At 40.0% G+C, this 20,206-nt stretch carries 19 protein-coding genes; 10 read left to right on the forward strand and 9 right to left on the reverse strand.

Annotated features, from left to right (window positions below; all coding sequences use genetic code 11):
• Positions 1-203 (forward strand): hypothetical protein (locus H6G68_RS20240; protein ID WP_190908253.1); only part of this gene is annotated, 203 nt, incomplete at its 5' end.
• Here H6G68_RS20240 and trmD read toward each other — a convergent pair.
• The gene (trmD, locus tag H6G68_RS20245) at positions 141-869 is read right to left on the reverse strand and encodes a tRNA (guanosine(37)-N1)-methyltransferase TrmD (protein ID WP_190908254.1); all 729 of its coding nucleotides are present in this window, start codon (positions 867-869) and stop codon (positions 141-143) included. The genes H6G68_RS20240 and trmD overlap by 63 nt on opposite strands.
• A gap of 589 nt (positions 870-1,458) precedes the next feature.
• Between trmD and H6G68_RS20250 the strand changes: the two genes are divergently transcribed.
• Positions 1,459-2,322 (forward strand): cyanophycinase, encoded by an 864-nt coding sequence (locus tag H6G68_RS20250; RefSeq protein WP_190908255.1) that lies wholly within the window; start codon positions 1,459-1,461, stop codon positions 2,320-2,322.
• A gap of 173 nt (positions 2,323-2,495) precedes the next feature.
• Positions 2,496-5,198, forward strand: coding sequence for a cyanophycin synthetase (gene cphA, locus H6G68_RS20255; RefSeq protein WP_190908256.1), 2,703 nt, complete (start codon positions 2,496-2,498; stop codon positions 5,196-5,198).
• Between the two features lie 378 nt (positions 5,199-5,576).
• Here the strand turns inward: cphA and H6G68_RS27695 are convergent, their stop codons facing one another.
• The 4 genes from H6G68_RS27695 to H6G68_RS20270 form a co-directional block, all read right to left on the reverse strand.
• Positions 5,577-5,705, reverse strand: a complete 129-nt coding sequence (locus H6G68_RS27695; protein WP_277925546.1) for a hypothetical protein — start codon at positions 5,703-5,705, stop codon at positions 5,577-5,579.
• Positions 5,706-5,978: 273 nt separating this feature from the next.
• Positions 5,979-6,146: a twin-arginine translocase TatA/TatE family subunit gene (gene tatA / locus H6G68_RS20260; RefSeq protein ID WP_190908257.1), complete on the reverse strand. Its 168-nt coding sequence runs from the start codon at positions 6,144-6,146 to the stop codon at positions 5,979-5,981.
• Positions 6,147-6,185: 39 nt separating this feature from the next.
• Positions 6,186-7,583: a serine/threonine protein kinase gene (locus H6G68_RS20265; protein WP_190908258.1), complete on the reverse strand. Its 1,398-nt coding sequence runs from the start codon at positions 7,581-7,583 to the stop codon at positions 6,186-6,188.
• Positions 7,584-7,685: 102 nt separating this feature from the next.
• Entirely contained in the window at positions 7,686-9,080 is a 1,395-nt protein-coding gene (locus tag H6G68_RS20270; protein WP_190908290.1) for a serine/threonine protein kinase, read from the reverse strand.
• 180 nt (positions 9,081-9,260) lie between these two features.
• Here H6G68_RS20270 and cbiT point away from each other — a divergent pair, with 180 nt between their 5' ends.
• Together cbiT and H6G68_RS20280 are read left to right on the forward strand one after the other, a co-directional pair.
• The gene (gene cbiT / locus H6G68_RS20275) at positions 9,261-9,863 is read left to right on the forward strand and encodes a precorrin-6Y C5,15-methyltransferase subunit CbiT (RefSeq protein ID WP_190908259.1); all 603 of its coding nucleotides are present in this window, start codon (positions 9,261-9,263) and stop codon (positions 9,861-9,863) included.
• A 335-nt stretch (positions 9,864-10,198) separates the two neighbouring features.
• The gene (locus H6G68_RS20280; RefSeq protein ID WP_190908260.1) at positions 10,199-11,074 is read left to right on the forward strand and encodes a phosphatidate cytidylyltransferase; all 876 of its coding nucleotides are present in this window, start codon (positions 10,199-10,201) and stop codon (positions 11,072-11,074) included.
• A 39-nt stretch (positions 11,075-11,113) separates the two neighbouring features.
• Here the strand turns inward: H6G68_RS20280 and H6G68_RS20285 are convergent, their stop codons facing one another.
• Positions 11,114-11,827: an LmeA family phospholipid-binding protein gene (locus H6G68_RS20285; protein WP_190908261.1), complete on the reverse strand. Its 714-nt coding sequence runs from the start codon at positions 11,825-11,827 to the stop codon at positions 11,114-11,116.
• A 133-nt stretch (positions 11,828-11,960) separates the two neighbouring features.
• On the opposite strand from H6G68_RS20285, the gene H6G68_RS20290 reads away from it, so the two are divergent.
• Together H6G68_RS20290 and H6G68_RS20295 are read left to right on the forward strand one after the other, a co-directional pair.
• Entirely contained in the window at positions 11,961-12,755 is a 795-nt protein-coding gene (locus H6G68_RS20290; protein WP_190908291.1) for a pseudouridine synthase, read from the forward strand.
• Complete coding sequence (locus tag H6G68_RS20295) at positions 12,752-13,564, forward strand: helix-turn-helix domain-containing protein (RefSeq protein WP_190908262.1); 813 nt, start codon at positions 12,752-12,754, stop codon at positions 13,562-13,564. Before H6G68_RS20290 ends, H6G68_RS20295 begins: the two co-directional genes overlap by 4 nt.
• 201 nt (positions 13,565-13,765) lie before the next feature.
• Here the strand turns inward: H6G68_RS20295 and malQ are convergent, their stop codons facing one another.
• A complete protein-coding gene (malQ, locus tag H6G68_RS20300; RefSeq protein ID WP_190908263.1) occupies positions 13,766-15,274 on the reverse strand; it encodes a 4-alpha-glucanotransferase in 1,509 nt (502 codons plus the stop codon).
• A 144-nt stretch (positions 15,275-15,418) separates the two neighbouring features.
• Here malQ and H6G68_RS20305 point away from each other — a divergent pair, with 144 nt between their 5' ends.
• Positions 15,419-15,850 carry an NUDIX domain-containing protein gene (locus H6G68_RS20305; protein WP_127053462.1) on the forward strand — a complete coding sequence of 144 codons (432 nt, stop codon included), beginning with the start codon at positions 15,419-15,421 and terminating at the stop codon, positions 15,848-15,850.
• Positions 15,851-16,159: 309 nt separating this feature from the next.
• On the forward strand, positions 16,160-17,344 hold the full coding sequence (locus H6G68_RS20310; RefSeq protein ID WP_190908264.1) for a Rid family detoxifying hydrolase: 1,185 nt from the start codon (positions 16,160-16,162) through the stop codon (positions 17,342-17,344).
• Positions 17,345-17,470: 126 nt separating this feature from the next.
• Here H6G68_RS20310 and H6G68_RS20315 read toward each other — a convergent pair whose 3' ends face one another.
• Complete coding sequence (locus H6G68_RS20315) at positions 17,471-18,088, reverse strand: (2Fe-2S) ferredoxin domain-containing protein (protein WP_190908265.1); 618 nt, start codon at positions 18,086-18,088, stop codon at positions 17,471-17,473.
• A gap of 40 nt (positions 18,089-18,128) precedes the next feature.
• Positions 18,129-18,386: an Asr1405/Asl0597 family protein gene (locus H6G68_RS20320; RefSeq protein WP_190908266.1), complete on the reverse strand. Its 258-nt coding sequence runs from the start codon at positions 18,384-18,386 to the stop codon at positions 18,129-18,131.
• 488 nt (positions 18,387-18,874) lie between these two features.
• Between H6G68_RS20320 and dpsA the strand changes: the two genes are divergently transcribed.
• Complete coding sequence (dpsA, locus tag H6G68_RS20325) at positions 18,875-19,429, forward strand: DNA starvation/stress protection protein DpsA (protein WP_190908267.1); 555 nt, start codon at positions 18,875-18,877, stop codon at positions 19,427-19,429.
• Positions 19,430-20,206: the final 777 nt, after the last annotated feature.

Here is a 20,206-nt window from a genome sequence, read left to right on the forward strand (position 1 = left end):
TTGGTCATTGGTCATTGGTCATTGGTCATTGGTCATTGGTCATTGGTCATTGGTCATTGGTCATTGGTCATTGGTCATTGGTCATTGGTCATTGGTCATTGGTCATTACTCATTGGTCATTGGTCATTGGTCATTGGTCATTACTCATTCCTCCCCTGCTCCCTGCTCCCTGTTCCCTCTTCCCTTTCTTCTTGCCATTTTGAGAGCAAATCGGGACGACGGGAAGCAGTGCGTTGAATTTGTTGTTGGAAACGCCACTTAGCAATTTCCGCATGATTACCACTCAATAACACATCTGGAACTTTCCACCCGCGAAAATCAGCGGGACGAGTGTATTGGGGAAAATCCAATAACCCTTCTTCAAAACTTTCTGCTTTGAGAGATTCCACCTTCCCCACAGTTCCTGGTAGCAGACGCACTACCCCATTAATTAAAGCCATAGAAGGAATTTCTCCCCCAGTGAGAATAAAATCACCCAAAGACACCTCACGAGTGACTAAATTTAGCACCCTGTCATCCACCCCTTCATAATGACCACAAATCACAATCAATTGGTCGTAATTGGTCACTAATTCGCGCAGCAAGGGCTGATTAATCGTTTGACCTTGGGGACTCATCAAAATCACCTCTCGGCGCGGTAGAATCGGCAGCGACTCCACAGCCGCAAAAATCGGTTCAGGCTTCATCAGCATCCCTACACCGCCGCCATAAGGTTCATCATCCACCTTCCGATGCTTATCAGTGGTAAAATCCCTGGGGTTGACCAGATGCACTTGGGCAATCTGTTTGGCTAGGGCTTTACCCAAAAGACCGGAACTCAGAACCGAGTGAAAACAGTCAGGAAAAAGCGTAACTATATCAAAACGCACAGTAATTCGTATTCAAGGACACTAATCTTAGATTGGAACATTTAACGTAAATTGCTAAATTATCCGTGTTCGGGCTGGAAATTGGTAATGGCTGAGAGATGATTAGTATAATTTTCACCTGTTCACAAATCCCTATTCCCTGTTCCCTTAAGTCGAAGAGAGGTAAAACTAGAGTTAAACTTCATCAATAGTATCTAAAAGTACCAGAAGTCTTGGTTTTTTGGTGGGATCAAAAGTTTTTCTAATTACTTAATTTATGTTTAAATATTGTCACAACTAAATTTAAATTAATAATCCCACCAAAGTTAACAACTTCCAGGATGCATCGAGCCAGCCTCAGAATGAAGAGTGTCAAGACCTACTTGCCCCAATCCAGAGGGGAACCCTAGCCCCAAGCAATATCAAAGCCAGTCTGAAGCAAGTGGATAGGTGAAAAACAAGGCGGTGGCGATGAGGAACAGCAACGGACATGATTCGGCTGAGGTATCGTGTGCGTCAAGCAGTGTCCTCTCGAAGAATCAAAAGGCGAAAATCAACAGGCTACTAAACCTTGTTAAATTCACCTGAAGTTGTTGACAGGAGAAACACAATGCAGCAATTAAAAGCTAAATCGCTGGAAATGAGGACACCCCAAGCAACAAAAACCGCCGTTCTGGTTATCGGAGGCGCAGAAGACAAAGTTCACGGACGCGACATCCTACGAACTTTTTTTGGTCGTGCTGGCGCTAGCAAGGCGTATATTACAATTATTCCATCAGCCTCCCGCGAACCCGCTATTATCGGTGGTCGGTATATTCGCATTTTTGAAGAAATGGGTGCTGAAAAGGTTGAGATTTTAGACATCCGTGAACGGGAACAATGCGAAAATCCCCAGATTAAAGCAGCCCTCGAAGCCTGTACGGGAGTCTTCTTAACAGGAGGAGACCAATTGCGGCTCTGTGGAGTTCTGTCAGACACACCAGCAATGGAAATTATCCGGCAACGAGTCAGAGCAGGACAACTAACCCTAGCAGGAACTAGTGCGGGGGCAGCTGTAATGGGACATCATATGATTGCAGGCGGTGGTAGTGGTGAAACACCCAATCGTTCCCTAGTGGATATGGCAACGGGTTTGGGATTTATTCCTGAAGTGATAGTAGATCAACACTTTCACAACCGTAATCGTATGGGAAGATTAGTAAGTGCGATCGCTGCTCATCCTGATCGTCTAGGCATTGGCATTGATGAAGATACTTGTGCTGTATTTGAACGTGACGGTTGGCTACAAGTCGTGGGCAAAGGCAGTGTTACCATTGTTGATCCCACAGAACTCACCCATACCAATGAACCCCATGTCAGTGCCAATGAACCTTTAACAGTACATAATTTACGTTTACATATCCTCAGTTACGGAGATCGATTCCATCTATATCAACGTACTGTATTACCTGCTGTGCATCGGATCTCCAGCTGACGGGATAGAGTATCTGAGGTTACACTGTGTTGACCGCACCTTTATTTGTTGCTGCAAAAATCAATTAGATGAATACTATCTAAAAAGAAAAAACTGTTCATGACAAACAGTTTAGCGGTCAATTCCAGTAAGAAACTAGAATTTTGGTTCCGAATCTCCATCTACCTATTCCCATGAGAATCCTCAAGATCCAGACCTTACGCGGCCCAAACTACTGGAGCATTCGACGCCACAAGCTGATCGTCATGCGCCTCGATCTAGAAAACCTTGCCGAGACGCCCTCGAATGAAATACCTGGCTTTTATGAAGGATTAGTTGAGGCGCTGCCAAGTCTGGAAGGTCACTATTGTTCACCAGGCTGTCGAGGTGGTTTTTTGATGCGCGTACGAGAAGGCACAATGATGGGCCATATCGTGGAACACGTAGCTCTAGAACTCCAAGAACTAGCTGGAATGCACGTAGGTTTTGGTCGCACCCGCGAAACTGCCACACCTGGAATTTTCCAGGTAGTAATTGAGTACCTTAATGAGGAAGCTGGACGCTATGCGGGACGTGCCGCAGTTCGGCTGTGCCAAAGTATTGTTGATCGAGGTCGTTATCCCAAGGCAGAACTAGAACAAGATATCCAAGACCTGAAAGACTTTTTGCGTGATGCTTCTTTAGGACCTTCAACAGAAGCAATTATCAAAGAAGCAGAAAAACGCGGCATTCCTTGGATGCCTTTAGCTGCACGCTTTCTGATTCAGTTAGGCTACGGCGTTAACCAGAAGCGAATGCAGGCCACAATGAGCGATAACACAGGCATTCTAGGAGTAGAACTAGCTTGCGATAAAGAAGCCACTAAGCGCATCCTCGCTGCTAATGGTGTACCAGTACCCAGAGGTACAGTCATCAACTTCTTGGATGATTTGGAAGAATCAATTGAGCAGGTTGGCGGTTATCCCATCGTTATCAAACCCCTAGATGGTAATCATGGGCGCGGCATCACCATTGATATCAGAACTTGGGATGAAGCTGAAGCAGCCTACGAAGCAGCTAGACAGGTTTCCCGTTCTATCATTGTGGAGCGTTATTACGTCGGACGCGACCACAGGGTATTAGTGGTAGATGGCAAAGTAGTCGCAGTAGCTGAACGAGTACCAGCCCATGTCGTTGGCAATGGTAGATCCACAATTGCTGAACTGATTGAAGAAACCAACCTTGACCCTAATCGCGGCGAAGGTCATGATAACGTCCTCACCAAAATTGAACTAGACCGCACCAGCTACCAGCTGCTAGAAAGACAAGGCTACAATCTCAACAGTGTGCCGCCGAAGGGAACAATTTGTTATTTACGGGCAACGGCAAATTTGAGTACAGGTGGTAGTGCCGTAGACCGCACCGACGAAATCCACCCTGAAAATCGCTGGCTGGCACAACGGGTAGTCAGAATTATCGGTTTAGATATTGCCGGACTTGATATTGTCACCTCCGATATTAGCCGTCCCCTCAGAGAATTGGATGGCGTAATTGTAGAAGTTAACGCCGCCCCTGGTTTCCGAATGCACGTTGCCCCCAGTCAAGGCATCCCCCGCAACGTTGCTGGTGCAGTGATGAATATGCTGTTCCCTAATGAACAATCTAGCCGTATTCCCATCCTCAGTATCACAGGCACTAATGGCAAAACTACTACTACTCGCCTGTTAGCACATATATACAAGCAAACCGGAAAAGTAGTAGGTTATACGACAACAGATGGGACATACATCGGTGATTACTTAGTAGAGGCTGGAGACAATACAGGCCCCCAAAGCGCCCATGTCATACTGCAAGACCCAACTGTGGAGGTAGCTGTATTAGAATCAGCACGTGGTGGCATTCTTCGCTGTGGATTAGGTTTTGAATCTGCCAATGTGGGTGTAGTGCTGAACGTAGCCGCAGATCATTTAGGTATCGGTGATATAGAAACCATTGATCAGTTAGCTAATCTCAAAAGTGTAGTTGCAGAAGCGGTATACCCTGATGGCTATGCGGTACTTAATGCCGATGATAACCGCGTTGCCGCCATGTCAGAAAAGACGAAAGCGAATATTGCTTACTTCACCATGAACCCAAGTTCGGAACTGGTGCGAAAGCATATAGAAAAGGGAGGAGTGGCAGCAGTATATGAAAATGGCTATTTGTCAATTGTCAAAGGTGATTGGACACACCGCATAGAAAAAGCAGAAAATATCCCCTTGACAATGGGTGGAAAAGCGCCATTTATGATAGCCAATGCTTTAGCAGCAAGTTTGGCTGCCTTTGTGCAGAACGTCACAATTGAGCAAATCCGTGCTGGCTTAAAGACTTTCCGCGCTTCAGTTAGTCAAACGCCTGGACGGATGAATCTGTTTAATCTGGGTAAATACCACGCTTTGGTAGATTATGCCCATAATCCCGCTAGTTACGAAGCGTTGGGATCATTTGTTCGCAATTGGACAACTGGTCAGAGAATTGGTGTAATTGGTGGCCCTGGCGATCGCCGTGATGAAGATTTTGTTACTCTGGGTAAATTAGCAGCAGATATCTTTGACTACATTATTATTAAAGAGGATGATGACACTAGAGGTCGTCTACGTGGTTCAGCGTCTGATTTGATTACTCAAGGCATTACTCAAGCCAAGCCTAATTGCCGTTTTGAATCAATCCTCGATGAAACCCAAGCAATCAATAAAGCCTTAGATATGGCTCCTGATGGTAGTCTGGTGGTAATTTTGCCAGAAAGCGTTAACAGGGCAATTAAGTTAATTAAGGTGCGGGGTGTTCAGGAAGAAATACAGCCACAAAGTGCAACTACAACAGTCATAGATTCCCAAAATGGGGTAGCACCTTCTTCTGTGGTTAATACCCTACTTTAATTACAAGTAGAGGCGCGAATCAACTCGTCTCTACTTATGACTATTTTTCTTCGTCTTCTCGTTTCGTCTCGTCATCGGAATTTTTTTGATTTATCAAAAGCTATTAAACAAAATTGTTGAATAGTACAAATATTAGAAAGTTGATTTTTTGGTATTTACTTCATATCAGGAGGATTGTTCATATCTAGAGAACATTATGAGGATTATTTCCACATCAAAACTAAAACTAGATGCTAATAAGGGTGAGATATTCATCATGAATCCAGTTGCTGAGGTAGATTAAATCGAAGAAGGTAGATGTCCAAATTTCTGGTTTAGCGTTGTTGCGAGTGATAATGAAAGCGCGAAAACAATAATTAAAAATGTAAAATTGAATAATTACTGTTTATCTGTATTTTCTGCCAATAAGGGGTAAACTGCCTGGGGATTACCTTGACTGTCTGCGGTTGCTTGTAATACTTCTAATAAAAATGGTAAATAAGTTTCTATATCTGCTTCATTAACCATAAATTAGGGGTGGTATGGGGTAGCACTTATATGATGCTTCAATAGTATTTTCCCCCATTTCTGGCAATTAAATCCTGTAAATCCTGATTCAGACAATTAAAATCCTGTAAATCATCACCAGAAATCCAGAAATCCAGAAATCCAGGGAATAAATTCCCTGTCTAAAAGCAAAAGTCGGTTAAAACCGACTAGAATCTAGTTTAATTTACTGAGGAAAAATTTGACAATCACATCCTGTAAATCCTTAAATCCTGGATATCCTGATTCAGACAATTATGATTGTTCTGAATTATCATCCTCATTAGGCTTTTTCATTCCCTCTTGGAAATTCTTGAGGCTTTTTCCTAACACTCCCCCCAATTCAGGAATTTTCTTCGGTCCAAAAATCAAAATAGCAACTATGGCAATAATCACTATTTCCGGCCATCCTAGTCCAAACATCTAACTTTCCTCTTTAACTACTGTAATTAACTATAGAATTTATTCCGTTCTAATTGGCATATCTAACCACTCACTTAATTCATTAGCCAACCATTCCAGTTCAGGCTCAGAAATTAACTCATTATTATTGCCAATTGTAAATTTTTTCTTTTTTCCAGTCCAAATTATGATTTGAGCTTGAATTTGTAATGAACTAATACGAAAGTCTTTATAAACAGGTTTCCTAATTCTTTGTATTAAACAAATATCCTCTTTTGTTGCTGGTTCAGGAACTTTTATTTTTGTGCCAAATAATTCACGAATTAATGTAATTTGATGTTGATTTATCACTAATCTTATCCTGCCAAACAAGCAAAAAAGTAACTTATATATTGACATCAATATTGCCATTAAAAATATCAAGAGTATCGTCAAAGTGAATGGATTAATTACTGAATCATGGATTAATAAATACAGAAAAATCCAATTAATAATACCTATATAAATGCTACTGAAAAACAATAGAAATGTAGACATTTTAAAGCCAATTGGCGGAATAATAATTTCTATATAATCCTGATTTTTAGTCAGTTGAATTTTACTATCAGTTGGTTTTTTGCCAGTTAAATTAGTATTTGTTTGTGTTTGTAACTGCGGTTTATCCAAAGCTGTGAGCGCTTCCTTTGCAGAACGCAACCGATTTCCTAAACTGGGTTCTATCATCAATTTTAACCAGTTAGTAAAATTTAGACCCAGATTAGCGACTTCTTCAAATTGAATCCGAAAATCTTTTTCTGGTAAATCTGCGGGATGACAACCAGTAACTAAATAAATTAATGTTGCACCTAAACTATAAAGATCAGAAGCTGGAACAGTTCTACCTCCAAATTGTTCCTGTGGCATATAACCATAAGTCCCCACAATAGTTCTTGTTCCTGTACCTTCAGTTGCTAAAACTGTTTGCACTGAGCCAAAATCTATCAGATAAACTTCACCGACTGTATTACCGGTTCTGTCTCCCAATAATATATTACTAGGCTTAAGATCACGGTGAATTACAGGTGGATTCAGACTATGTAAATAAATGAGAATCTGGAGTACAGATTTAGCAATTTGTTTAACTTCTGATTCTGTAAACTTGCGTCCAATTTGTAAATATTGCTCTAAGGTTTTGGCAGGAATATAAGTTTGGATAAGGGCAAAACCTTTAAAGGTAGATGAATTGATTTCAAAATAGTCTAAATAGCGGGGTATAAAGGGATGGGATAAAGATTTTAAAGTTTCCGCTTCTCGCTCAAATAATTTGAGATCATCCCATTGAAAATCACTACTAAAAGAAAGCAACTTTACAATTACTAGTTCTTCACTTTTTAAGTCTTTTGCTAACAGCGTGCTTCGTCCGGCTTTTTTGCCTAACTGCTTCTGCACTTCATAGCGATTTGCTAAGATATTGCCCATAAATTTATGAGTTTACACCCTGGTTATTGTGCTAAATCAATCATGGCTTAGGTAAGGGGCTATCGCCAAGTAGGTTAGTTAAAAAATTTGGAATGCATTAGTCTAACTGGTGATTTCTATACCTAACCAATCACTTAATTCTCTAGCTAACCATTCTAATTCTGCTTCAGATTGAATAGTCACATTATTAACATCAAACTCAAACTTTTCCACTCCTGCCCAAATTACCAATTTTGCAGGTACTTGAGTTTTATCCCCATCTGAGTCTTTAGTAAAATATTTCGGCGTATAAATCAGTTTGTTAATACTTTCTCTAAAAGCTGAACGACGACGGGGAATTTTCCATTTTCCCAACTGATGATTAAGAGAAATTTGTTGGTAATCTATACTAATTTTTAAACTACCAAATAAACCATACAATATACCGTAGATCATCGAAAAACCTACGCCCCAAAAAGGTAGGGAGAACAAAGCAAAGGGGATATTGCCAGGAAAAGGTGCAGAAAGAGCGCCAATAGTCCAAATTAAGATAAATGAATTCCAAAATGTGGCAAAGAAACCTAGAAATATCATCGACGATTGAAAGCCGACAGGGGGAATAGTAATTTCTAAAGAATCTTCATTTTTGGTGAGTTTAATTTTACTCCCTGCTGGTTTACCAACAGTTAAAGCTTTGATTTCTTCAGTATATTCGGGCTGTTCTAAAGCTGTGAGCGCTTCATTTGCAGTAGGAAAACGCTGTTCTAAATCTGGTTCTGTGATTCGCTGCAACCACTTAGTGAAACTGGTACTAAGATTAGCAACTTGTTCAAATTGAATGCGAAAATTCTTTTGGGGTAAATCTGCTGGGTTAGTACCCGTCACCAAATAAATCAGAGTTGCGCCTAAACTATAAAGGTCAGAAGCTCTAACAGTGCGCCCTCCAAATTGTTCTTGTGGCATATAGCCATAAGTCCCAACAATTGTTCTCGTTCCTATTTCTGCTGCTAAGACGGTTTGGACTGAGCCAAAATCTACTAAGTACACTTGACCTACACTATTACCAGATCGCTCTCCTAACAAAATATTGCTAGGCTTAATATCACGGTGGATAACTGGTGGATTTAACCCATGTAAATATATGAGAATCTCTAAAACTGATAAAGCAATTTCTTTGACTTCAATTTCTGTAAATTTCCTACCAGCTTGTAAATATTGTTCTAGAGTTTGGGCTGGGATATAAGTTTGGATCAGGGCAAATCCTTTATATGTGGGGGAATTAACCTCAAAATAGTCTAAGTAGCGAGGAATATGGGGATGTGATAAAGATTTTAAGGTTTCTGCTTCCCGCTCAAAAAGTTTGAGATCATCCCACTCAAAGTCACTACTAAAAGCAAGCAACTTGACAATTACCAAGTCACCAGTTACCAAGTCACGCGCTAATAAAGTTCGTCGTCCTGACTTTTTGCCTAACTGCTGTTGAACTTCGTAGCGATTTGCCAATATTTCCCTATTCATCATGATTACTTATAGGGCTATGTAGTTAAACTTTCTCTAGTTTATTACTGAATTCAATAAGTTCAGTCAGTATCCTTATTCAAGGATACCACATCTAAATTTTAGACAGCCTGTAGTCAGGATGCTTACTAAAACTAGGTTTTCCATTTTTAATTTTTAACTTTTAATTTTTAATTGCTTATGCCTTCCCTACTTTGGCCTTACATTACTCCCGGTATTCCTGACGAATTATTTGAGAATTTACCAGGTATTCCCCTGAGTCCGCGAGAATTAAGATTGTTGTTAATTTCCCAACTGCGACTAAAACCAGATTCAGTATTGTGGGATATTGGTGCGGGTACAGGTACAATTCCTGTAGAAGTGGGGTTGCTTTGTCCACAGGGACGGGTAATTGCTGTGGAAAGAGATGAGGAAGTGGCTAATTTAATTAAACGCAACTGCGATCGCTTTGAGGTGAAAAATGTGGAAGTAATAGAAGGTAGCGCCCCAGAGTGTTTGCACGATATTAAAGTTCCCCCTCACCGCATCTGTATTGAAGGAGGACGCACTATCCAGGAAATTTTACAAGTGGTATGGCGTTATTTGCCCCCATCCGGCAGAGTTGTAGCTACAGCTGCTAATCTAGAAAGTCTGTATGCTATTTCCCAAAGCTTTTCTCAGTTAAGAGCTAGAAATATTGAAGTTGTGCAGTCAGCGGTTAACCGCTTAGAGACACGCGGCTTTTCGCAAACCTTTGTAGCAGCTGATCCGATTTTTATTCTCAGTGGTGAGAAACTAGATTAAAAAATTGAAAATTGAAAATTGAAAATTGAAAATTGAAAATTATACTTTGGACGTATGTAGACAAGGAACAGATGCCTAAAAGTCAGAATGTAGCCGATATTCCTTGCTTTTGGGCTTTTTTGCGCTGCTTCTCTTAAATTTGAGTCGGTAATTGTTGGTTGAGGATTGCAGCCAAAATCTTCAATAAAGTGTTAAACCTTCAATTAGAATCCTATTGGCTGTCATATCATTTCCGGTTGATTAGTTATTATTCCCGCATCTGTGCAAAAATCCAATAGTGCAGCTTGGATTTCATCATTTTTATTTAATTTTGCATTTTTAATTTTTAATTGCTTATGCCTTGGCCTCGAATTATTAGTGGAGTTATTGCGATCGCTATGGCGCTGTCATCAACCCTGTTAGGAGGTTGGTACTTTACTATTGCGATCGCTATTGTTGTTTTTTTAGGTCAACAGGAATATTTTAATTTGGTGCGAGCCAGAGGCATAGCTCCTGCGGCAAAAACTACAATGTTTGTTAGTCAAGTTTTATTAGCCATTTGTACTCTTGATAGTAGTTTAGCTGATGCGGTTATGCCCATAGCTGGCACACTTATTTGTTTTTATCTGCTGTTTCAACCCCAATTAGCGACAATTGCAGATATTTCTGCCTCGATTATGGGGCTATTTTATGTAGGGTACTTGCCGAGTTACTGGGTGCGGTTGCGGGATCTCGATAGCGCAACTATCAGCAATCTCCCCTTAGGCGGCTACTGGCCTACCAACTGGAACGATGTTTTAGCACAGGGAAATTTTGCCTCTTTACCACAGGGTTTAACGGCTACAGTCCTAACTTTCTTGTGTATTTGGGCAGCAGATATCGGCGCGTACATTATTGGTAAGTTTTTCGGTAAAACTCCCTTGTCTGACATCAGCCCTAAAAAGACCGTAGAAGGCGCAGTTTTTGGCATTACCGCCAGTGTCACGGTGGGTATAGCCGGAGCCTACGTTCTGGATTTACCGCACTCCTTGCTGACAGGTTTTGCACTGGGTTTGCTCATCGGTATTGCTAGTCTTTTGGGTGATTTAACCGAATCTCTGCTTAAACGTGATGCGGGAGTCAAAGATTCAGGACAGTTGATTCCCGGACACGGGGGTATTTTAGACCGTACTGATAGTTATATTTTTACGGCTCCTTTGGTTTATTATTTCGTCACACTCCTGTTACCGTAAATCACGGAACAGTAAAAAAAATGACACCTGATAACTGACTTAAGGGTTGACGTTAATTCGCCCACGACATACTAGTTGGCTGGGAACCACCGTTACTTCTTGAAGATCCACATCTGAACCAAGGTAGAAATTGTATCCAGAATTACTTTCTAAGAGTACTTCTTGATCATGCTCGATTTTAATCTCTGTTAACTGTAATTCTTGTCCGTTGAGTAGCTCTAGACCTACACACATTTCCAACAAGGTGGGTTTACTTTCGGACGCTAAAGTACCAGTTAGTATCAAGCGCTGATTGTCAAGGGTAATTTCCTGCCAAGAAATCGGCTTGGATTTTTGGCACTGTTCTGGTAATAGTTTAACCAGTAGATCATTTAAAGTAGTAGATAATAATTCAGATGAGAGAGAGTTATTAAGATTCTGTTCTTCCACAGTCAGTTCAGCTACCACTGGTACTATTTCTAATAGTCGCAGCGGCTGTCCTTTAAGTACAGAGCCAATGTTTATCTGTATATTCTCTGCCCAAAGTTGAACACTTGTAACATGAATGCCTTGATAAATTGCATTACTAGCAAAAATAGAAACCGCAGGAATATTCCCAGAAAGAATCTGGCGATCGCTTGCTTTAATCTCTACATCCAGCTGGGATACTTGACTTAATTGGGTTTTAAGCCAAAGTTTTATCGCTGTTGTCAAAACTTGTGAGATTATGCGGATTTTCTGGCCATTTGTTACCGAGGAACTGAGATTTCTCATTTAACAACTATATCGGGTATTTTTGCTCTAAAGTTGAGAAAACTTAAACAAGTCTTAAATGTAACACTTATGGCTATTAACAACAAAATGCAAATATTAGAGTTTGAGTATTAAAAGAAGAAGTAATAGTCACATGGAGGCACGGGTACAAAAAATTATTGCTCAATGGGGTATTGCCTCACGTCGTGAAGCTGAAGAGATGATCAAGCAGTCACGAGTGCATATCAATGGAATCTTGGCACATTTAGGTCAAAAAGTCGATCCCCAACGAGATATTATTGCCATTGATGGTAAACTGGTGTCCCAAAAGCAGCGTCCAGCTTTAATTTATCTGTTACTTGATAAACCAGCTGGAGTTGTTTCTACCTGCTATGACCCCCAGGGAAGACCTACAGTCATGGATCTATTACCAAAAGAATTACGAGAGGGTTTAGGTATTCACCCTGTTGGTCGTTTAGATGCAGAATCTACAGGAGTGTTAATACTCACCAATGATGGAGAGTTGACATTTGGCCTCACACATCCTAGTCATAGTATCTCTAAGACCTATCGTGTTTTGGTCAATGGACATCCCCCAGAAGCAGTTTTGGAGAGGTGGAGACAAGGTGTAGTCCTAGAAGGAAGAAAAACACGACCCGCCCAGGTACGTTTGATTAAACGTCTTCCTAATCAAAGCTATCTAGAAATTATTTTACAGGAGGGAAGAAACCGCCAGATTCGCCGCATAGCTGAACAATTAGGATATCCAGTCATCCAACTACAACGTACTGCTATAGGTTCAATTCAATTACAAAAGCCAAGAGCGTCATCTTTGGACGCAGGTACCTACCGTTATCTCACACCAGACGAGATTATTTTTTTAAAACAGCAGTTAAATCACACACCTATTAAAAAGTCGGCTGAGTTAAGGAGTGCAGAAAAATCATGAAATGGCTACAAAGGAATAGTAAACAGCTTATTAAACCTTCCATAGAGGAAAAACAATCCGAAAAATTGCGACAATTAGGCGCTCAACTTGCCTCATTGCGTCAAGAACAGGGTTTATCTCTAGACGAATTGGTAGTATTGACTAAAATTCCTCGGCGACTATTGCAGGCTATTGAAACAGGTGATTTGAAAGATTTACCAGAACCCATTTATATTCAAGGATTAATTAGGCAATTTGCTGATGCGTTGGGGATGAAGGGAGCGGAATTTGCTAGTACTTTTCCGATTGGTTCCCCATCATTTGGTTTACCAGCGACTTGGAAAGCTAAACCCATTGAACAATTGCGTCCTGTTCATCTTTATTTACTTTACATTTTTCTAATTATCTGTTCAGTGAAAGGCCTGTCTCAACTATTAAATAATGAAGCTCTCCAAGCAAATAATAACCAACTAGAAATCAAGTCCCAAACGGAATCGGGCTTAATACCACAACAGATCCAATCCAAGGAGTTACAAGAAATTCAACCTGTTAGTGATACTTTTAGCCCTAGGGCAGATATTCAAACAGTAGAAATTGGTGTCACCTTAAAGTCTTCGTCTTGGATTCGTGTCATCGCTGATGGTAGAACCGAGTTTGAGGGAGTTCTACCGCAAGGATCTCACCGAAATTGGAAAGCTACTCAGCAACTGACCGTTAAAACTAATAATGCTGGTGGTGTGCTAATGAGTGTCAATCAACAACAAGCAAAGGAAATGGGTCAACCAGGGAAAGCAGGAGAAGTCAGGATTGCTGCTAAAGCCAAGTCCTGATGAGTGTTGACCAAAAAGAAAGGAAAACAATCTATTTATATTTACCGCGTAAATTTGTTTCCAGCCCCTACCTTAGGGTAGGGAGTTCTCTCTTCCTCTAGACAACCCCCTTTCCTTTTGATGCACTGCTGGGCGTTGAGTATGGAGTTTTGAGAGCTAAAAATTGATGACTCTTGATACTCCTTTTTCACAACCCGTTGATCAGGAATTTCTGGGAGCGCGTCCGTAAAGTTTGGTAAGATTTCTCAAGCGATCGCACAATTCCCCACTCAAAACCCCACCCTGATAGCGCCAATCCCAATTACCCTCAGCCGTACTGGGATAATTCATTCGCGCTTGATTTCCCAATCCTAAAACATCCTGTAAAGGAATAATGGCTTGATTGGCAATGGAACTCAAAGCTAATCTAATCAAATCCCAGTGTATGCCGTCAGGACTGATAGAACCCAAATAAAGCAACAAATTTTGCTTTTCGTAATCATTCGCACTATTAAACCAGCCTACAGTCGTGTCATTGTCGTGAGTGCCAGTATAAACTACAGCATTACGTGGATAATTAAAGGGTAAAAACGGATTCCCAGGATCAGAACCAAAAGCAAATTGCAACACCTTCATACCGGGAAATTCAAATTGATCCCGCAGGGCTTCCACTGGTGGCGTAATAATCCCCAAATCTTCCGCCAAAATTGGTAATTTACCCAATTTCTGTTTAATAACTTCAAAAAAAGCTACCCCAGGCGCTTCAATCCATTTACCATTAATAGCTGTTTCTTCACCTTGGGGTACAGCCCAATAAGCCTCAAATCCCCGGAAGTGATCAATGCGAATTATATCTACATAATCCAGCATTGCTTCAAAGCGTTGCACCCACCACTTAAAGTCTTGTTTTTGCAACTCCTCCCATTTATAAACAGGGTTGCCCCACAATTGACCAGTAGCGCTAAAGTAATCTGGTGGGACACCAGCCATTAAAGCTGCTTTGCCGGTTTTTTCATCTAGAGCAAAAATATCAGGATTTGCCCACACATCAGCACTATCATGAGCTACATAAATGGGGATATCACCAATAATATCTATCCCATTCTCGTTAGCATAACTTTTGAGTTCTGACCACTGACGGAAAAACTCGTATTGGATAAACTTGTAATAAAAAATCTCCTGTTCTAGCTTTTGTGTAATTTGGGCTAATGCTGCGGGTTTACGCTGCGCTAGTTCTGGTTCCCAAGTATTCCAGCTTGCACCATTGTGGGCATCTTTGAGCGCCATAAACAAGGCGTAATTATCTAGCCAATAGCCTTTGGTGCGACAAAAATCAGTAAATGCTTTCTTTTGGATAGCTGTTGCGTGATTTTTAAAATTATTGCAAGCTTTGATGAGCAGATTTACTTTAATGGGTATAACTTGCTCAAAATTTACCTTATCCGCCGGAAAATTTGGTAAATTAGCAAAATCATTTTCAACTAATAACCCTTCATCTACCAGCTTTTCTGGACTAATTAAAAAGTAATTTCCCGCCATTGCTGAGTAGCACATATAAGGAGAATTACCATATCCAGTCGGTCCCAAGGGTAAAACTTGCCAATATTGCTGGTAACTATTTTTGAGAAAATCAATAAACCGATAAGCTTCTAAACCTAAATCCCCAATACCAAAACGACTGGGGAAAGAACTAGGATGCAGCAAAATACCGCTGGATCTGGGAAAAGGCATAATTAATTAACCTGAAATATAGGAGTCTGTAAAACACCCATCGAATTTATCACGTCATAGTCAGCGTTTACAGTTGCTGTTTATGAAGAAATAGGAACAACGGTTAAGAAATGGGAAGATTAGTAAAAATAACCATTAACAAATATGACTTACAGAAATCCTGCACCAACTGTTGATATTATTATCGAATTAATTGATAGACCGCATCGACCGATTATATTAATTGAGCGCCATAATCAGCCTTTGGGTTGGGCGTTACCCGGTGGGTTTGTGGATTATGGGGAACCTGTAGAAGTGGCTGCACGACGGGAAGCTGAGGAAGAAATAGGGTTACAAGTAGAGTTAGTAGAACAGTTGTTAGTATATTCTGACCCCAGTCGTGATCCCCGTCAGCATACAATTAGTATTGTGTTTTTAGCTACAGCAACGGGTGAGCCTTTAGCGGGTGATGATGCTAAAGGTGTGGGTATTTTTGAGCCTTGGTGTGTTCCTGGGAATTTGTGTTTTGATCATGACCGGATTTTGCGGGATTATTGGCAATATCGGCATTATGGGATTCGTCCCAGGTTGGGGTAGATGAAAATAGGAATGGGTTTCGCGCAAAGTCGCTAAGGCGCAAAGTAAGAGAAGATTTTTTAGTAACAATGAAGAGTTTTTTAATATCTGAGGCACGGGGAAATCTATATTTTATGTACCTGTCAGAGATGTTTATCTTTAATTCAGGCAATTCAAAAGATATTCTTTGCGTCTTTGCTCCTAACACACTTCGTGCTTCGCTTCGCTGGTGCATATTTGCGCGAAAAAAGTAGAGAATTTCACTATGAGATTTGTACTTTAGCGTTGGGCATTGTTTTATACTTTTATAAGAGTATTTAATGGTGCTTTATGGACGCTGAGGAACTTTTAGAGAAATACGCTGGAGGGCAAAGAAAGTTTCATTCTATAAATTTGGGAGGGGTAGAACTAAAAAGTGCAGACTTAAAAGAGATAGACCTATACAATTCAAATTTGAATGGAGTAGATTTAAGTAAAGCAATCCTAATCGGAGCAAAACTTAATAATGTTGTCCTTACTAGAGCCTGTCTCAAAGATGCAGATTTGCAATTAATAGAGGGTTCGTCAATAAATCTCAGCTGGGCAGACCTTAACTTGGCTTGGTTGATAGGAGCCAGCTTGACTAGTGCAAATTTGAGAAATGCCAGTATATATAAGGCAAATTTGAAAAGAATTAACCTCAACAGTGCAAATCTAACTGGGGCAAACTTAGCAGAAACAGACTTGACTCAGGCAAACCTCACTAATGCATCCTTCCAAAATGCAAATCTTCAAAAGGCTAAATTTCGAGGTGCAAATCTAGAAAAATGTAATTTGTTAGGTGCAAATTTAGCTGAAGCTGATTTAGTTGCTGTCTTTATGGGACAAATAAACCTCATAAACGCTAGTTTACAAGGTGCAAATTTAGAAAGAGCTTGTCTGGAAAATGCCAACTTAATGAATGCAAATTTTAATGGTGCAAATCTGAAAAAGGCAAATCTAACCGGCGCGAATATTTACGGTGCAACCTTTAAAAATGCTGACCTCACAGGTGCGATAATGCCAGATGGAGAAGTTTACCAAACATCTACTGATTTAGAATTCGGTAAACAACCAGCACCATTAGAAAAAGTGATATCTATGACTCGTAAAGTAATCCGTACCGATAAAGCACCAGCACCAGTTGGACCATATAATCAAGCCATCGTCGCATCTGGACAAATGTTGTTTGTAGCTGGACAAATTGCCATTGATCCTCGACTCGGTGATGTTGTTTACACAGAAGATGTAGTTAAGCAAACTGAACAGGTAATGGCTAATCTTGAAGCCATTTTGACAGCAGCTGGTGCTACTTTCCAAGATGTCGTTAAAACTGGTGTATTTTTAGCTGATATGAATGATTTTGCCGCAGTGAATGCGGTTTATGCAAAATATTTTTCCGAGGATACAGCCCCAGCGCGTGCTTGTGTTGAGGTGTCGCGTTTACCTAAAAATGTGCTGGTAGAAATTGACTGTATTGCGGTGATTAGTGGTTAAAGCATTTCAATGTAGGTTGGGTTAACCATAGCGTAACCCACCACACAATTGAATTTTGTTTGAATTTTGTGAAAGTGGCCTGCTATAAGCACTATTGTGAATTTTGAATTGTTTAATATTTGTTTGCTAAACTTTAGCAAACTGAGGTACAGCTACATTTTTTGATTGTTCCTGAATCTCACTACCAAAATGCTTATCTATCAATGCCGGCACTTGTGCAGCTTGAATTTTACTATAGCGAGTTTTATCTGGCATCAATAAATTCGGCCCTGCTTTACAGTTTTTCATGCAGCCTGTACCTTTAATAATTACATTATCTTCTAAACCATTATTTCTCAACTCAGATTCCAAAGCCTGACACAAAGCCTTACCACCGCGCTTCATGCAATCTGACTTTTGACAAACTAAAATCGTTTGTGTCTTAGCTGGTTTTGGCTGGTTCTGATTCTGTAATGCCGGTTGTTTACTCATCTCCTCACGCGCAGCCATTACACGTTCTGCTTTCAGTGTCAGCTTATCTTTTTTGAAGTCGTGCTGTTTTGTACCCACAACTTGCAGCCAAGTCCCTTTAGGTAAACGCAAATCAAAAGTACTCCGTAAATGCTTGGCTAACTTCACATAACATTCACCTTCAGAAGTCGATAATAATAAGCCTTTAAGCTTATATCCGTCTTTGATCACAAAATCTAAAAACCGACCTTCCATGCAAAATTCTGTTACTTCTGTCTGAGTATATATATGCATTTTTTTGACCTCCGGTGAATGAAGAAAAGTTATTAGCCAATTAAAACTGTTGGTGACGAATACGCCAGCAATGTTCAAGAGTGCAAATCAGTTCTTGACGAGAAGCCGTGAATTGTCGAATTACACTCCAAAGTTGAATAGCTGCTGTGGTACTGGCTATTTCTACCTGTAATGGCTGGTTAATTTCACAACCACAAGTAATATCCAACTCACGCAGACGTTGATAAACTTGCCAACGATCTGCCCAATTCACCTCAACAACCTGTTTTATTCCTGTTTCTGAGCTAAAAGATTTCAAGCGAATTGCCCTCAAAGTGCAACAAACTTGCAGTAAACACAACAAGTAAACTCCCTGTTCATAGGAGTTTGTGGGATTTGATTCTCTCCAAGTTATAACACACTAGTGAAAATTATTTGCATTAATTTTGCAAAAAGATATCACTTCCATAATGGAGAGATATTCCTCAGGATATATGCATATTTAGCGGTATAAGTCAATCATGGGATTAGATACATACACCTAAATTAAATAAATTGTGAGCAGTTGACAAGAATAGGACTTACGCAAGATGTGACTGAAAATCTCATTTCTGTGTAGCAGTAATTCATGAATTACCGCTACTTTGGTTCTGTTTTGCGTAAGTCCTAAAGAAGAAAAATTGATACTCACAGCCTTGAAAATGCCAAAATCTGCAAGATTTAATAAACTTGCCGACATTTTTTTAAGTGTTAATATATAAAGACTTAACAGTTGAAAAATATAACTGTTTAAAAGCGAGGAGAACAATGTCTGATACTCAAATTTTGTTACAAGATTTTGGTCAAGTATATGACAATCCTGTATTACTGGATCGGAGTGTTACAACTCCAGTAGTTGAAGGATTCAATGTTGTATTAGCTAGTTTTCAAGCGCTCTATCTACAATATCAAAAACACCATTTTGTAGTTGAAGGTGCAGAATTTTACTCGCTGCATGAATTTTTTAATACCAGCTACAAAGAAGTACAAGACCACATCCATGAAATTGGGGAACGGTTAAATGGTTTAGGTGGTGTACCTGCTGCAAGTTTTAGCAAATTAGCTGAATTATGCTGCTTTGAGCCTGAAAGTGATGGCGCGTATGCAGCCCGGAAGATGCTAGAAAATGATCTAGTAGCAGAACAAGCAATGATTAGCGTAATTCGCCGTCAAGCTTCTCAGGCTGAGAGTTTAGGCGATCGTGGCACACGCTACCTTTACGAAAAAATCCTGTTAAAAACTGAAGAAAGAGCTTATCATTTGGCTCACTTCTTAGCTAAGGATAGTTTAACTTTAGGTTTTGTCCAACCTGCTCAAAACTAAAATTTGCAACATCTCGATTATTATCACTTAGCAGGAAGCCTAAATTAGCTTCTCAGACGATTAGATAATGATCAATTATGGCAGAGAGGGAAATATAGACCTTTCTGCCATTTTGATTGAATATCTGGATAAAAAATGAGATTATTTTTAGGTTAAGTTCTTTTTAAGATCAAGAAGTAATTAATAAAGATTCTTATTAGAATTATCAATATTATTTTGTGGCTAAAAATGCACCTAATAATTAGGAGTAAATTTATTCTGTAGTTATTGAAAATTTATCTTATTTAGGACTTACGCAAAACAGAACCAAAGTAGCGGTAATTCATGAATTACCGCTACACAGGAATAAGGTTTTCAGTCACATCTTGCGTAAGTCCTATTATTAATACTTCCCCAGTATTAAGATTACTTATTTTCTTCTTTCTTCCTTTGCGTCCTACCCTGCGGGAAGCCGCCCCGAGTCTACGCGTCTTGGCGATTTGTTCGTTTATCCGTCAAAATTTACAGCAGATTTCAGGTCGCAGGATGTACAAAATTTAAGAACAAAGCCTTATGCTAAAAGACTTTCAACACCTTTCCCTGTTCCCTGCTGTATTTGACAGACTACTAGTGGGAAAAGATTACCAAGCATATTCAGGTATAATCAGAGGTTTAGAGCTTGCGTATACAGGTTTAGTTCTGGTAGGAGTGACTTTTAGTAGCCAAAGGCATAAGTCAACCAACCATGAAAAATTCCGGAAAAGCTTGTGGAATAAGCTTTTTTAATTTTTAATTTTT

It is taken from the genome of Anabaena catenula FACHB-362, assembly GCF_014698735.1.
GTDB classification, from domain to species: domain Bacteria; phylum Cyanobacteriota; class Cyanobacteriia; order Cyanobacteriales; family Nostocaceae; genus Anabaena; species Anabaena variabilis_A.

Coding starts and splice junctions, on each gene's coding strand:
- H6G68_RS20250 (WP_190908255.1), top strand. CDS start 1,459: ATGCAGCAATTAAAAGCTAAATCGCTGGAAATGAGGACACCCCAAGCA.
- cphA (WP_190908256.1), top strand. CDS start 2,496: ATGAGAATCCTCAAGATCCAGACCTTACGCGGCCCAAACTACTGGAGC.
- H6G68_RS27695 (WP_277925546.1), bottom strand. CDS start 5,705: ATGGTTAATGAAGCAGATATAGAAACTTATTTACCATTTTTATTAGAA.
- tatA (WP_190908257.1), bottom strand. CDS start 6,146: ATGTTTGGACTAGGATGGCCGGAAATAGTGATTATTGCCATAGTTGCT.
- H6G68_RS20265 (WP_190908258.1), bottom strand. CDS start 7,583: ATGGGCAATATCTTAGCAAATCGCTATGAAGTGCAGAAGCAGTTAGGC.
- H6G68_RS20270 (WP_190908290.1), bottom strand. CDS start 9,080: ATGAATAGGGAAATATTGGCAAATCGCTACGAAGTTCAACAGCAGTTA.
- cbiT (WP_190908259.1), top strand. CDS start 9,261: ATGCCTTCCCTACTTTGGCCTTACATTACTCCCGGTATTCCTGACGAA.
- H6G68_RS20280 (WP_190908260.1), top strand. CDS start 10,199: ATGCCTTGGCCTCGAATTATTAGTGGAGTTATTGCGATCGCTATGGCG.
- H6G68_RS20285 (WP_190908261.1), bottom strand. CDS start 11,827: ATGAGAAATCTCAGTTCCTCGGTAACAAATGGCCAGAAAATCCGCATA.
- H6G68_RS20290 (WP_190908291.1), top strand. CDS start 11,961: ATGGAGGCACGGGTACAAAAAATTATTGCTCAATGGGGTATTGCCTCA.
- H6G68_RS20295 (WP_190908262.1), top strand. CDS start 12,752: ATGAAATGGCTACAAAGGAATAGTAAACAGCTTATTAAACCTTCCATA.
- malQ (WP_190908263.1), bottom strand. CDS start 15,274: ATGCCTTTTCCCAGATCCAGCGGTATTTTGCTGCATCCTAGTTCTTTC.
- H6G68_RS20305 (WP_127053462.1), top strand. CDS start 15,419: ATGACTTACAGAAATCCTGCACCAACTGTTGATATTATTATCGAATTA.
- H6G68_RS20310 (WP_190908264.1), top strand. CDS start 16,160: ATGGACGCTGAGGAACTTTTAGAGAAATACGCTGGAGGGCAAAGAAAG.
- H6G68_RS20315 (WP_190908265.1), bottom strand. CDS start 18,088: ATGCATATATATACTCAGACAGAAGTAACAGAATTTTGCATGGAAGGT.
- dpsA (WP_190908267.1), top strand. CDS start 18,875: ATGTCTGATACTCAAATTTTGTTACAAGATTTTGGTCAAGTATATGAC.